Consider the following 13,462-nt stretch of genomic DNA (forward strand, 5'->3'; position numbering starts at 1 on the left):
CTTTATTGGAGCTATTCGTCAATTTAGTCATTAATGGCCTTGCAACCGGCATGTTAATTTTTTTGCTGGCGGCTGGCTTGACGTTAATTTTTGGATTAATGGACGTTTTGAACTTTGCACATGGTGGTTTATTTGTTTGGGGGGCTTATGCGGGGATCTTTACGTATATGTTCACAGAGAGCTTTCTTATTGGAATTATAGGTGCCATCGTAACGGGAGCTTTATTAGGACTCATTACAGAAAAATTAATTATTACACCTGTGTACGGCAATCATATTCAGCAAATTTTAATTACATTAGGGCTGATGCTCGTGCTGCAGGAGATGATTAAAGTTGCTTTTGGTCCAAATGGTGTGGCAGTGAAAACGCCGAGTTATTTAGCAGGTAGCTGGGAAATTGGAGACGTTATTATTATTAAATATCGATTATTTATTATTATTGTCGGTTTTATCATTTTCGGTATTTTCCAATACATGCTAAAAAAGACGAAGGTCGGGCTCATCGTTCGTGCTGGTGTACAGGATAAAGAGATGGCACAGGCGCTTGGTATTCATATAAAGCGAGTGTTTTTATATGTGTTTATGGTTGGTGCGGCACTTGCAGCACTTAGTGGTATGTTAATGGCTCCGTATTCAGGCGTCATTTATGCAGAAATGGGCATGGAGTATGCGATTTTAGGTTTTATCGTTGTCGTAATCGGAGGAATGGGCAGTTTTTCAGGCTCGCTATTAGCAGCTATATTAGTAGGTTTAGCAGGTAGCTTTATGGCTTATTATGTGCCAGTGTTATCGCTTGCGGTCAATATGATTTTAATGGCTATTGTATTAATTTTCCGTCCACAAGGCTTATTTGCTATGAGAAAGGAGAGATCAACATGAAAATGAAGCTTTCATTGCAGCATCTATGTTTTTTCCTCATGTTAGCTATTTTAGTGCTTCTCCCTTTCGTCAATGACTCAAGGACGCTCATTATTTTATTAACGCAAATCTTTATTTTCGGTATTTTAGCGATGAGCTATGACATTCTCCTTGGCTATACAGGAATTGTTTCGTTCGGGCATGCAATGTTTTTTGGTTTAGGTGCATATACAACCGCTGTCATGCTGAAACAAATGGAGCCAACACTCTCAACATTTTTCTTATCGATTGTAGTCGGCATGTTACTAGCAGGCTTCATTAGCTTTTTAGTAGGATTACTAACGCTTCGATTAAAAAGTCATTTCTTTGCGATGCTGACATTAGCTTTTTCAGGACTATTTTTAGTTGTGGCAGAAAAATGGCGTTCTGTTACATACGGAAATGATGGCTTTACGTTTAGAGCACCCGAAATATTTAGAGATCGAATGACGTTTTATTTCTTCGTGCTAGCATGCTTAGTCGTTATTTTTATTGCGCTATATCGCTTCGTGAACTCACCAACTGGTCGAATTTTAATTGCTGTTCGGGAAAATGAACAACGAACAAAATCATTAGGCTACAACACTTTGTACTATAAAGTGATTGCTTCAATTGTCGCAGGTACTGTTGCAAGCTTAGCGGGTTCCTTATATGCTGTGTCACTCCGTTTTGTCAATACGAGTGTGATGACAATGGACATTACTTTAGATGCATTATTAATGACGATTATTGGCGGTGTCGGCACTTTAGTTGGGCCATTATTAGGATCGGCTGTTATTGAATATGCACAACATGCACTTTCAGGGTTAGCTCGTGATTATCCAATATTTGAACGTTGGATTATCTTCTTTGGGATTCTATATATTTTAGCAGTTATCTTTTTCCCAAAAGGTATTATTGGATCCTTACGTATGATGTTTTGGAAATGGCGATTAAAGCGAAAAGGAATAAATCAATCATCGGTTGCCCTGTCGCAGGAAAAGGAGCGATTTGAATGACTGTAGGCATTGTAAGTACAGGAATCTATATTCCGCAGACGAAAATGACGTCAAAAGAAATTGCGATGCTTGCCAATATACCAGAGGATGTTATTCGACAAAAAATGGGTATTTATGAAAAGCCTATTCCTGGTGAGCACGATCATACGGTTCAAATGGGGATATGGGCCGCGCAGGACGCTATACGCAAGGCTAATATCGACCCGAAGGACATTGATGTTGTGATCTATATGGGAGAGGAGCATAAAGAGTACCCTTTGTGGACTGCCTCGATAAAAATGCAGGAGGAGCTAGGGGCTGTAAATGCTTGGGCATTTGATGTGCAATTAAGATGCGGTACGACCATTATGGCACTAAAGTTAGCGAAAAGCCTAATGGCGTCGGATGATTCCATTCATACCGTACTCTTAGCTGGTGGCTATCGAAACGTTGATTTTATCGATTACAGCAATCCTCGAACACGCTTTATGTATAATTTAGCAGCTGGTGGAGGCGCTATTCTTTTACAGAAAAACTATGATAAAAATCACTTATTAGAGGCGGATATAATGACGGATGGCTCATTCTCAGAGGATGTAGTCGTGCCTGTAGGCGGTACAAAAAAACCTTTGACGCCTTCTCATTTAGAAAATAAATTGTATCAGCTCGATGTGATTGACCCAATTGGAATGAAGGAACGTTTAGAGCAAAAATCTTTAAGCAATTTTTTGAAGGTAATTCGAACATCTTTAGCGAAAAGTGGATTCAATGAGGGTGATGTTGGTTATTTAGCGATGCTTCACATGAAAAGATCTGCTCATGATTATATTTTATCAGAACTTGGGTTAAAGCAAGAGCAGTCCATATACTTGCAAGAGTATGGTCATATCGGACAGATTGATCAAATATTATCATTGCAGCTAGCATTACGAGAAGGCCGTATTTATGATGGCGACATCGTCACACTTGTTAGTGCGGGGATTGGCTATGTATGGGGAGCAATTACTATTCGATGGGGATAAGGGGGAAATGGAATGTTAAAAACTGTTGAGCTATCAAATGGAGAAACGATTGCGTATCGCAAACGTCAAGGGGGAGAACGTGTTTTATTATTGATTCACGGTAATATGACATCATCCAAACATTGGGACGTTCTAATCGACGCGTTGGATGAAAAATATACAATTTATGCGCTGGACCTACGGGGCTTTGGTAGTTCATCTTATCATAAACCAATTTCCGCGATTAAAGATTTTAGTGATGATGTGAAGCTTTTTGTGGATGCGATTAAATTGCAGCAGTTTGACATGATTGGTTGGTCAACGGGCGGAGCTGTATGTATGCAGTTTGTCGCACAGTATCCAGGCTATTGTCAGCAGCTTATTTTACTAGCCTCGGCATCTACGAGAGGCTACCCATTTTACACAGATTTAGGTACTGGCAATCAAGCGGCATTAAAAAGAGCTTTTAGCTATGAAGAAGTACTCGTTGATACATCTAAAACAAAATTAGTACAAGGCTTCTATGATTCGAAAGATGTGCATGGCTTACAGTCGGTCTGGAACGCACTTATTTACACACAAAAACAGCCTAGCCAAGAACACTATCTGACATATGTGGAGGATATGCTGACACAACGAAATTTAGCGGAAGTTTATCATGCCTTAAATGTCTTCAATATAAGTGCTGTTGATCATGATGTCGCAAAAGGCACGCATGAAGTACAACAAATTACCATTCCAGTTTTAGTGTTAAGAGGGGATCGTGATTACGTAATAACAGAAGGGATGAATGATGAAATAATGCTCGATTTAGGTGAAAACGCACAATTCGTTAGTTTAAAAGACTGCGGTCATTCCCCATTAATAGATGATTTACCACAGCTGACATCTGAAATTGAAGCGTTTTTAGAAATAGGAGGAAAAAAGTATGCGTTTAAACAATAAAGTTGCCATCATTACGGGAGCCGCGAATGGGATTGGCTATGCTGCTGCGGAACGGTTTATTGAAGAGGGTGCATTCGTTGTTATTGCAGATTTTAATGAGGATGCAGGGGTTTCTGCAGCCAAACATTTAGGGGATCAAGCATTATTTGTGCAAGTAGACGTTGCAGATAGAGAGAGCGTCAAAAACTTAGTAGTAACAGTCATAGAGAGAACATGCCGAGTCGATATTTTAGTGAACAATGCGGGTATTACACGTGATGCGATGCTAACAAAAATGACGGAAGATCAGTTACATCAAGTGCTTGATGTGAATTTGACTGGTGTTTTCAATTGTACGCAAGAGGTCATTCCACATATGATTGCCGCCGGAGGGGGAAAAATTATTAATACATCCTCTGTTAGCGGGGTTTATGGCAATGTTGGTCAAACGAATTACGCTGCTACAAAGGCTGCTATTATCGGCATGACGAAAACTTGGGCGAAGGAATTAGGGCGCAAGGGGATTAACGTTAATGCGGTGGCTCCTGGTTTTACAGAAACAGACATGGTGAAAAAAATGCCAGAAAATGTGCTAGCACAAATGCGTTCTGTCGTGCCATTGCAAAGATTAGGAACACCTAGAGATATTGCCAATGCCTATTTATTTTTAGCATCTGATGAGGCTTCCTATGTCCACGGTCACACGCTTCATGTGGATGGAGCAATTATGATGTGATAAGGAGGCTTTCAAAATGTTTGTTGAGCAATCCTGGATATTAAAACGTGCATCGTTAACACCTAAACGAATCGCATTGGTAAACCTAGAAACACAGGAGCAGTGGACTTATCAGCAACTAACAGTGGAAATCACAAAATGGTGTCATTTTTTTGAGCGCCAAAACTTGCGAGCAGGAAGTCGTGTTGCCGTATTTGCGAAAAATCACATCCAGCTTTTTGCTGTCTTATTCGCATGTGGATTAAGAGGACTGATCTACGTGCCACTGAACTGGCGTATGAGTGCAAAGGAATTACATGATATTTTGACAGATGCTACGCCTTCTTTACTACTTTTCGATGAAGAAATGAATTGCCCTGTATCTTTAGAAAATATGCATTCACTTCGTATAGCGAGTGAAGCAGCTACTCTCAGCATCCGAGAAGTAGACCTGAATGATCCTTGGCTAATGATTTACACTGGGGGTACAACTGGCAAGGCAAAAGGTGTTGTCCTATCCTTTAATTCTGTGAATTGGAATGCGATTAATACAATTATTAGCTGGGGCTTGAATGATCGTGATTGTACGTTAAATTATATGCCGTTGTTTCATACAGGCGGTTTGAATGCTTTATGTATACCGCTATTAATGGCTGGCGGTACAGTGGTGATTGGTGATAAATTTGAGGCAAAAAACGCTCTTCAGGCGATTAATCAGTATAAGACTACAATCTCACTATTTGTGCCAACAATGTACCAAGCGATGATTGCAACGGAGTACTTTAAAGAGAGTAGCTTCCCGTCAATGAACGTATTTTTATCAGGAGGCGCACCATGTCCGTATCCAATCTATGATGCATTTTTTAAGAAGGGGCTATTTTTTAAAGAGGGTTATGGCTTAACAGAAGCGGGGCCCAATAATTTTTATATTTCTCGAGAGGCAGCCTGTTTGAAAAAAGGTACCGTGGGGAAAAGTATGCAATTCAATGAAGTTAAAATTATGAATAGTGCCGGAGAAAGCTGTGCGCCCAACGAAGTGGGAGAGCTATTCGTTAGAGGCAAGCATATGTTTCTTTTTTACTGGAATAATCAGCAGGAGACTGAAAAAATCATGCATGAAGGTTGGTTGAAAACCGGTGATTTAGCTATGATGGATGAGGATGGTGACTTTTATATTGTCGGTCGTAGTAAAGAGATGATTATTTCTGGCGGGGAAAATGTGTACCCACAAGAAGTCGAGCAATGTATTTTGCGCCATCAACTAGTGCATGAGGTAGCGGTCATTGGAGTAGCTGATGATTATTGGGGAGAAATCGTAGCGGCCTTTATCGTTTGTAAGAATCAGGATGACACTATATTAGAGGAAATCAAAGAAATTTGTAACAAGCATCTAGGTCGCTACAAGATCCCTAAAAAGATAATCGTTATTGATGAATTACCAAAAACAAGTGTCGGAAAAATTGATAAGAAAGCATTACAAATGTATGCGAAAGCTGCGAAATAATCAATTACGCCATGGCGTAATTGTAGCTGACGCTTTGCTTTCGCTACAGAAAACATTTGTAGCTGACACTTTGCTTTCGCTACAGAAAACATTTGCCGCTGACGCTTTGCTTTGGCGCAGATAAACAATGCGTCCGGATTTTGAATTGTGCTCAGGCCTGCACGAGGGCCGACACGAGGTCGGTCATTTCGGTAATGCCACAGGACGTAGCGTTTTTACCGATGCAGGACAGTTAGCCGTTGTCGCGAGATGCGAGGGTGTTAGGCTAACATCCTTTATTCATTCCTTTTAAAATCCGTGACATCCGCCGAAGGCCTTGGACAAACAGGATGTTGGTCACTCTGTCGTTGCCACAGGACGTGGCGTTCTTAGACTGAGTTCATCTTCTATGAACACCTCAAAAAAGGAACCACATCCGCATTCAGTTCATCACATTTAGACGGAGGCATCTTCTACTGAATGAAGATAAAAAACGCTTAGAAATTCAGGCGTTTTTTTGTTTTTATTAATGAAATGTTTCCTTCATTCTCTATTCGAGGAGGTCCCTTGAAGATGTGAATAAACGGATAGGGGAGGCTATTCAATTGGGCCAGGTTTTTGAGAATCCCTTGTGTAATTATGATGAAATATTGCGAGTGAAATCAGATTTTTAACGATTTTCAGTAAAAAAGAATATATTTCAGAAATGAAGAAAGGTCAGTACTACTATGGAAAACATAACAAATGTAGAAAAATTGGAATCAATAAAATCCTTACAATCGACAATCAGCAAACTCGAAAATGCCTTGTCTCAGATGACCGAGAAAGGCGCAAATACTACTTTAGTAAAGAAACGACTTAAAGCTGTTTGCATTGGATTAGCGATGCTAGAAAATGTATGGAATCACAGCCCCCATCATTATACCCAAGAAGATTTAGCCGTAGCGCGCAATGTTCTCGCTGGTTTAATACCATCAATTGAGAACATAAACATGAAGTCAAAGGCTGGTAGTCCCCAAAGAACGCTTTTAAAAAGAAGGATTAAAGCGTTGGAACTAGCGGTTCAAGCGATTGATGACCATTCAATAACTAAATAGAAATCATAGTAATCCTTTTGAAGAACATACACTGTCACTTCATTAGCGCTACGCTTTCGTGCAATAATCATTTGTTGCCCCGACGTTCCTTTCATTGTGAATTTACTGTCTGCCACTGCTCACCAATTAGTAAGCAGTGGCTAAAAAAATAATATCAAGCGGAATAGAGCTGTTTCCGTTTTTAGTGTGTTCATACAATAATTGACAACTCGGCAATAGTTAAGTAAACTGAACTTAACTAAAAATGAATTGGGGCTGATAAATCTGTGGAAGATTATTTAATAATGATAGACCAAATCAATCAAAAGTTTGAGCAGTTCAAGTTGTTAGTTTTACAAGAAACCAAAGAGGTTGAGGAATTAGAGAACTTTCACTTAACTCCTCAACAAGAAATTATTATGTTTTATATTATTCGCAATGAGCCTGTAATTGCAAATGATATTGCAAATCATTTTGGTATTTCAAAAAGTGCAGTTAGCCAAGTAATTTCAAAGCTCGAAGAAATGAAAATGATCTATCGTCAAGAGAATTCAATAAACCGTAGAGAGACCTTTATTTATCTTGGGGATAGAGGTCAAGAGTTTCATCAGCTTCTAAATAAAATTGACGCCATGCTTGTGGAAAAATATTATTCGAAAGTTAGCTTAACAGAGTTAAAAAATGTTCTTGATACATTAAATAAGATTGTCGGAACAAATGAAAACAAAGGGAGTTAAGATAATGGAGAAAAATTTGAAACAACTAACTAATCGTATACATTATTTGCCGCATGATCCTGATACAGATCGACCAATACTGTCTGCCATTTGTGGGGATCACCAAACCTTAATTGTAGATGCAGGAAATTCTGATAAACATACTAAGTTATTTCTTGATGAACTTAATCAAAGTCAAATTGCTAATTATCATTCTGTAGTATTAACGCATTGGCATTGGGATCATAGCTTTGGAACAAATCAGATGAATCTCTTAACAATTGCACATGAAAACACAAAAATGCATCTTGAAAAAATGATGGAATATGATTGGTCAGATGAAGCTTTAGATAATCGTGTCGAAAAAGGCCTAGAGAATCAATTTTGTTCCGACATGATTAAAAAAGAATTTGGAGGAGACAGAAATATTACCATCAAATTACCTAGTATTACTTTTAAAGATAAATATGAGATTGAATTAGGTGGTATTCGGTGTGTAGTCAAACATGTCGGTGGAGATCATTCCGAGGACTCATCAATTATTTATGTAGAAGGAGAAAAGGTACTTTTCTTAGGGGATTGCTTGTATCCAAGTATTTACACACAACAACCACAATATAAAGTTGAAAATGTTAGACATCTCTTAGAAAACATTGAAATGTTTGATGCCGAATTTTATGTACTTTCACATGAGCCCCCATTTTCTAAAGAGGATTTTATGGGGTATATAATGTTGTTAAAGTTGATTTGTGATTTAACAGAAAAACATCAAGGAAACCATTCGAATTTAGTTAATGAACTATCTACTCAACTAAATCGCAATTTAAGTCAGTTAGAAGAAGAAATAATATATTGTTTTAGTAATGGGTTAATAGTTGATTAATTATAGTTACAAGTGATTATAGAACCGAAAAAACGCTTGGAGATCCAGGCGTTTTTCAATTCTACAAATGAAATATTTCCTTTATGCTCAAAGCAACTTCTTCAGCACTCAAATTTGTGTTGTTGATCTTGAGATAATTTCCATATTTTAATTCACCTTCTAAGGAATTTAATCTGTATTTTTCCATCGAGCATTTCAAATCCTTTTCGGACCATTCAATATCTCTTTTTGAAAGTTTATGCAAGTCGATTACCGCTTTTATTTCTTTCCAATCTTTCTACTACATCAGCTTCAAGCTCTACAAAATAAACAGTCCCTCCTCTAGATTCAAAAAGCTTTGGAAGATCCATAACCACTGCTCACCAACAACTCATTTATATTAAAATTGTTAATTTATTGATAATGTATTGAAACTATTTATAGAATCATGTTTAATAAAAATGTCTTACATTTTATACATATTATTCCTGATAAATATGAGAAAAGGAGAGATAAATTATTTGCGCACTTTTAAAATTAGTACGAAATTTAATTTGCTTTTAGTGGGCGTTATTCTGTTTTTAAGCATTATGATTGGATTTGTATCCCATATACAAGTGAAGGAAATTATGCTAAATAATTTTGAGCAGAGTGTAACCCATATTTCTAAGGTCGGGTATGCGCTTCTAGAAGAACGAATTAAGGGAGATTGGACTATAAAAGATGGGGAACTTTACAAAGGGGATGCAAGAATAGTTGATCAGGAAGCCTTTGTGGATGAGGTTGGAGAAAGCATCGATGGTGGTGTAACCATTTTCCAAGGCTCAAAAGGACTTATTACTAATCTAAAGCTAAATGGCGAACGTTTAGTTGGCAAAGATGCTGATCCAAAAGTCGTTGAAAATGTAATGACTAAAGGGGAAACCTTTATTGGTGAGGCAGATGTAGTAGGTACGAAATATTTAACACTGTATGCACCTATTAAAGATGCAAATGGAGACATCATTGGGATGTGGTTTGTCGGTGAAACAATCGATGAAGTGAATGCTATTATTTTTGCATTTATCGGCAAGCTTCTCATCGTATTGTTCATCGGAGCTGTCATTGCTATATTAGGTAGCTTCCTGTTTACAAGAGCATTCGTGAAGCCGCTTCGTGAAATGAATGCCCAACTTCGAGATATTGCGGATGGAGAGGGAGATTTAACAAAACAGCTACAAATTAATTCCAAGGATGAAGCAGGCGAGCTTGCGCAATCGTTTAATAAAATGCTGACAAGCTTAAAGGTAGTCATGCAACAAATAGCACAATCTTCTAAACAAGTTGATGTATCGTCTGATGGGTTAACATCTAAATCGCAGCAAACCGCTAACATGACGAGACAGTTAACATCAACACTACAAGATTTAGCCGATGGTTCAAGAACAACATTACATAGCACAAGTGATAGCTTAACGGCCATGCAGGAAATGGCGATTGGCATCCAACAAGTTGCTGAAACGGCTTCAACGGTTTCAGATGCTGCTGATTTAATGAGTGACGAGGCTGCTCAAGGAAATGATTCTTTGAATCGTGTATTGAATCAAATGACAATTATTAATAAATCATCTGACCATGTAGAGGCGCAGGTCCGAATTTTAGGTGATCAGTCGCAACAAATTGGCAATATCGTTGATGTGATTACAAGCATAGCCGATCAAACGAATTTGCTTGCCTTAAACGCAGCCATCGAAGCGGCTCGTGCCGGGGAGCAAGGAAAAGGCTTTGCTGTCGTTGCAGATGAAGTTCGTAAATTGGCAGAACAATCAAAGCAATCTGCTGATCAAATAGCATCGCTTATTCATTCAATTCAAAGTGATACGGCTAATGTTATTACGGCTATTTCTAGAAACTCGAAGGAAGCTACTGCAGGTATGGATGTTGTCGATGATACAAAACTGGCCTTCCACAAGATCATGCAGTCGATTAAGGGTGTAAGTACACAATTGCATGACATCTCCGCTGTGACGGAACAAATGTCTGCAAGTGTTGAAGAAGTTACCGCTTCAACAGAAGCAATGGCACGCATTGCAAGCAAGGCTACTGAAAGTACGGAACACGTTACGATAACAGCAGAGGAGCAATTAGCTTTCATAGATAATATGGCTTCTTCAGCAAAAGAAATGGCACAACAGGCAGACGAGCTTCAAAGTTTAATAAAGAAATTCCAATATTAAAGATATTGAAAAAGGGTGATATCCAAAGATTTGAAGTGCAAACAAGGACACAGAGGGAACGGTTTTTTCTAAACAAACAAGCCAATATAATTTGATTAAAAGGATAGAAGAGCTTAAATAAATTAGCTCAATCTATCTTTTTTTTATCACAAAAGGATAGATTGATGAAAAATTTTAAATATTCAAAATTAAAGTGGTGATATATGTTAATATAGTTAGTTGATACATAAATATGGATTGAATAATTTAAAGGGGTATATTTATGAAAATAGTAGAAAAGTACGGAAAAGTAATAGTGGGCGATTTTGAATTTTATGGTCAAATTGAACACGATAAATATTGTTCTAAATGCAAGTTTAATCTAGTATATTACGATGATTTTGATGCTTATTTTTGCCCTAAATGTAATAGTTGGACTGAATCAAAATGTAGTGACTCTAATTGCAAATATTGCTCTAACCGACCAGAAAATCCTTTAACTTCTTTCAGCATTGATGAAAAGTAAAAGCATGAAAGGAGATTTGCTTGTTTTATACTGAACTCATGCCTTTTCATTTTGTCTTCATTTTTTAGTAGCGGCGATGCGAAATAATCTAAATAATGTCCCAAAAGAAAAGCAAAGAATTAAATCTTATTTTAATCAAACATTTATTTTTCTCACAAAGGTTCCCATAATACGAACATATCAGTAAAATAGAGTAGGTTAGGGGGACAGTAATTTGAAAGATCAACGTTTTAAAATTGCGCATCGAGAGGCGCTTATCGGTATTGGACTTGTTATCATTAACTTTGCGATATGGTTCGGCTTTGCCTATGGACTAGGCTCTGGTGATCCAACAAGCTATACGTATGTTTTCGGTTTCCCTGCATGGTTTTTCTATAGCTGTATTGCAGGGACTGGCTTTATGATTATTTTAATCTGGCTCGTCATGAAACTCTTTTTCAAAGAGGTACCATTTGACGATGAGGAGGTGGATCGATAATGCACTGGCAAGTTATTGTTCCACTGCTCTTATTTTTAGTCATCATCTTTGGTATTGGTATCTGGTCAAATAAGCATATACGCTCTTCTAATTCATTTTTACAGGAATACTTCCTTGGTGGTCGTGAAATGGGAGGCTTCATCCTTGCGATGACAATGATTGCTACGTACGGTAGTGCAAGTAGCTTTATTGGTGGTCCAGGTGTTGCTTATACGAAAGGGCTTGGTTGGGTCTTACTGGCGATGGCTCAGCTTCCAGCGGGTTATTTTGTTTTAATGATCTTAGGGAAGAAATTTGCTATTATCGCAAGACGTTATCAAGCGATCACGTTAATAGATTTTTTACGAGAGCGTTATAAAAGTCATGCCATAGTCATTTTATCAGCCATTAGTATCATCATCTTTTTATTTTCTGCCATGATGGCACAATGGGTAGGTGGTGCTCGATTAATTGAATCATTGACGGGCTTAAACTACACAACGGCACTGTTTATTTTTGCGATTTCCGTGTTAGTTTATGTAATCATTGGGGGCTTCCGCGCTGTTGCATTGACGGATACGGTGCAGGGCTCGATTATGGTGATCGGAACAGTTATTTTATTAATTGGGACAATCATCGCTGGCGGAGGAATCGATAATATTATGGCCTCACTTGTCGCTGAGAATCCGAATCTTGTGTCTCCATTTGGAGCTGAAGGTGAGTTAACGCCATTATACGTTTCTACATTTTGGATTTTGATCGGTGTTGGAGTAGTCGGGCTCCCACAAATCGCTGTTCGTGCGATGAGTTATAAAGATTCAAGAAGCATGCATTTAGCCATTATCATTGGCACTATTGCCATCGGGACAATTATGTTTGGGATGCATCTAATTGGTGTTTTAGCAAGACCAGTGATGCCAGGTATTGAAATTGGTGATAAAGTTATGCCATTGCTAACATTAAAGGTTTTACCGCCATTTTTAGCTGGCGTTGTTTTAGCAGCACCAATGGCAGCAACGATGTCTACAGTTAATGCGTTGTTGATGCTTGTAAGCTCGACAGTAGTGAAAGATATTTACTTAAATTATATAAAACCGACAGCTAATGATTCGGAAATTAAGCGTGCAAGCTTTATTGTTACAGCAGTGATTGGTTTGGCGGTTATCGTATTTGCACTAAATCCACCAGATTTATTAGTATGGCTTAATTTATTTGCTTTCGGCGGACTTGAGGCAGTCTTTATTTGGACCGTCGTTTTAGGACTCTATTGGAAAAAGGCCAACAAATATGGTGCGATTGCGTCAATGATTTCAGGGATGACCTTATATATTACCATTGATCGTTTTTACCCTTCTGTCTTTGGCATGCATACCGTGACAATTCCAATCGTCGCTTCCTTATTCATTTTTGTTATCGTTAGCTTATTAACGAGTCATAAATTTAAAGACGAAAAGTTGTTTATCTGACATATAAAACGCCGTAGAGATAGAATATCTACGGCGTTTTATATGTGCGCCCGGCATGCATATGAACTATAGGGTGTAAGTCCCGAACCCCGAAGACAGAAGTAGAGGTTAGCCAAGAGCAAGGGTGTCCGTGGCGACGCGGAATCTGAAGGAAGCTGGAGGCAAAAC

At 38.3% G+C, this 13,462-nt stretch carries 13 protein-coding genes and 1 pseudogene; 13 read left to right on the plus strand and 1 reads right to left on the minus strand.

Translation table 11 applies throughout. The annotated features are described in order from the left end of the window. Nucleotides 1–5: 5 nt before the first annotated feature. The 9 genes from ACVYAD_RS20130 to ACVYAD_RS20170 all read left to right on the plus strand — a co-directional run bounded on the left by ACVYAD_RS20130 (nt 6) and on the right by ACVYAD_RS20170 (nt 8,671). Complete coding sequence (locus ACVYAD_RS20130) at nt 6–878, plus strand: branched-chain amino acid ABC transporter permease (protein ID WP_476427652.1); 873 nt, start codon at nt 6–8, stop codon at nt 876–878. Continuing rightward, nucleotides 875–1,894 carry a branched-chain amino acid ABC transporter permease gene (locus tag ACVYAD_RS20135; RefSeq protein WP_476427653.1) on the plus strand — a complete coding sequence of 340 codons (1,020 nt, stop codon included), beginning with the start codon at nt 875–877 and terminating at the stop codon, nt 1,892–1,894. Before ACVYAD_RS20130 ends, ACVYAD_RS20135 begins: the two co-directional genes overlap by 4 nt. Then, the gene (locus tag ACVYAD_RS20140) at nt 1,891–2,895 is read left to right on the plus strand and encodes a 3-oxoacyl-ACP synthase (RefSeq protein WP_476427654.1); all 1,005 of its coding nucleotides are present in this window, start codon (nt 1,891–1,893) and stop codon (nt 2,893–2,895) included. The genes ACVYAD_RS20135 and ACVYAD_RS20140 overlap by 4 nt, the downstream gene beginning before the upstream one ends. Before the next feature lie 12 nt (nt 2,896–2,907). Further along, the gene (gene phaZ, locus ACVYAD_RS20145) at nt 2,908–3,819 is read left to right on the plus strand and encodes an intracellular short-chain-length polyhydroxyalkanoate depolymerase (protein ID WP_349658047.1); all 912 of its coding nucleotides are present in this window, start codon (nt 2,908–2,910) and stop codon (nt 3,817–3,819) included. Next, nucleotides 3,803–4,534, plus strand: a complete 732-nt coding sequence (gene fabG / locus ACVYAD_RS20150) for a 3-oxoacyl-ACP reductase FabG (protein WP_476427655.1) — start codon at nt 3,803–3,805, stop codon at nt 4,532–4,534. Before phaZ ends, fabG begins: the two co-directional genes overlap by 17 nt. A gap of 16 nt (nt 4,535–4,550) precedes the next feature. Next, complete coding sequence (locus ACVYAD_RS20155; RefSeq protein WP_476427657.1) at nt 4,551–6,017, plus strand: class I adenylate-forming enzyme family protein; 1,467 nt, start codon at nt 4,551–4,553, stop codon at nt 6,015–6,017. A gap of 707 nt (nt 6,018–6,724) precedes the next feature. Continuing rightward, entirely contained in the window at nt 6,725–7,093 is a 369-nt protein-coding gene (locus ACVYAD_RS20160) for a hypothetical protein (RefSeq protein ID WP_476427658.1), read from the plus strand. Between the two features lie 266 nt (nt 7,094–7,359). Continuing rightward, nucleotides 7,360–7,809 (plus strand): MarR family winged helix-turn-helix transcriptional regulator, encoded by a 450-nt coding sequence (locus tag ACVYAD_RS20165; RefSeq protein WP_476427659.1) that lies wholly within the window; start codon nt 7,360–7,362, stop codon nt 7,807–7,809. 4 nt (nt 7,810–7,813) lie between these two features. Further along, nucleotides 7,814–8,671, plus strand: coding sequence for an MBL fold metallo-hydrolase (locus ACVYAD_RS20170; RefSeq protein ID WP_476427661.1), 858 nt, complete (start codon nt 7,814–7,816; stop codon nt 8,669–8,671). Nucleotides 8,672–8,732: 61 nt separating this feature from the next. On the opposite strand, the pseudogene ACVYAD_RS20175 reads toward ACVYAD_RS20170, so the two are convergent. Then, nucleotides 8,733–9,006: pseudogene (locus ACVYAD_RS20175) on the minus strand (shikimate kinase); the annotation flags it as partial. 165 nt (nt 9,007–9,171) lie between these two features. Between ACVYAD_RS20175 and ACVYAD_RS20180 the strand changes: the two are divergent. From ACVYAD_RS20180 to panF, 4 genes are all read left to right on the plus strand, one after another. Continuing rightward, complete coding sequence (locus ACVYAD_RS20180) at nt 9,172–10,866, plus strand: methyl-accepting chemotaxis protein (RefSeq protein ID WP_476427662.1); 1,695 nt, start codon at nt 9,172–9,174, stop codon at nt 10,864–10,866. A gap of 262 nt (nt 10,867–11,128) precedes the next feature. Next, entirely contained in the window at nt 11,129–11,371 is a 243-nt protein-coding gene (locus ACVYAD_RS20185) for a hypothetical protein (protein WP_349658041.1), read from the plus strand. A 214-nt stretch (nt 11,372–11,585) separates the two neighbouring features. Continuing rightward, a complete protein-coding gene (locus ACVYAD_RS20190) occupies nt 11,586–11,849 on the plus strand; it encodes a YhdT family protein (RefSeq protein ID WP_476427664.1) in 264 nt (87 codons plus the stop codon). Further along, nucleotides 11,849–13,294 (plus strand): sodium/pantothenate symporter, encoded by a 1,446-nt coding sequence (gene panF, locus ACVYAD_RS20195; protein WP_476427666.1) that lies wholly within the window; start codon nt 11,849–11,851, stop codon nt 13,292–13,294. Before ACVYAD_RS20190 ends, panF begins: the two co-directional genes overlap by 1 nt. The last annotated feature ends 168 nt before the right edge of the window (nt 13,295–13,462 follow it).

The sequence above is a fragment of the Lysinibacillus sp. G1-3 genome (assembly GCF_056322905.1).

Bases quoted from the DNA above. Each gene is read 5' to 3' on its own strand.
- ACVYAD_RS20155 (WP_476427657.1), top strand. From the start codon at position 4,551: ATGTTTGTTGAGCAATCCTGGATATTAAAACGTGCATCGTTAACACCT.
- ACVYAD_RS20160 (WP_476427658.1), top strand. From the start codon at position 6,725: ATGGAAAACATAACAAATGTAGAAAAATTGGAATCAATAAAATCCTTA.
- ACVYAD_RS20185 (WP_349658041.1), top strand. From the start codon at position 11,129: ATGAAAATAGTAGAAAAGTACGGAAAAGTAATAGTGGGCGATTTTGAA.
- fabG (WP_476427655.1), top strand. From the start codon at position 3,803: ATGCGTTTAAACAATAAAGTTGCCATCATTACGGGAGCCGCGAATGGG.
- ACVYAD_RS20135 (WP_476427653.1), top strand. From the start codon at position 875: ATGAAAATGAAGCTTTCATTGCAGCATCTATGTTTTTTCCTCATGTTA.
- ACVYAD_RS20170 (WP_476427661.1), top strand. From the start codon at position 7,814: ATGGAGAAAAATTTGAAACAACTAACTAATCGTATACATTATTTGCCG.
- panF (WP_476427666.1), top strand. From the start codon at position 11,849: ATGCACTGGCAAGTTATTGTTCCACTGCTCTTATTTTTAGTCATCATC.
- phaZ (WP_349658047.1), top strand. From the start codon at position 2,908: ATGTTAAAAACTGTTGAGCTATCAAATGGAGAAACGATTGCGTATCGC.
- ACVYAD_RS20140 (WP_476427654.1), top strand. From the start codon at position 1,891: ATGACTGTAGGCATTGTAAGTACAGGAATCTATATTCCGCAGACGAAA.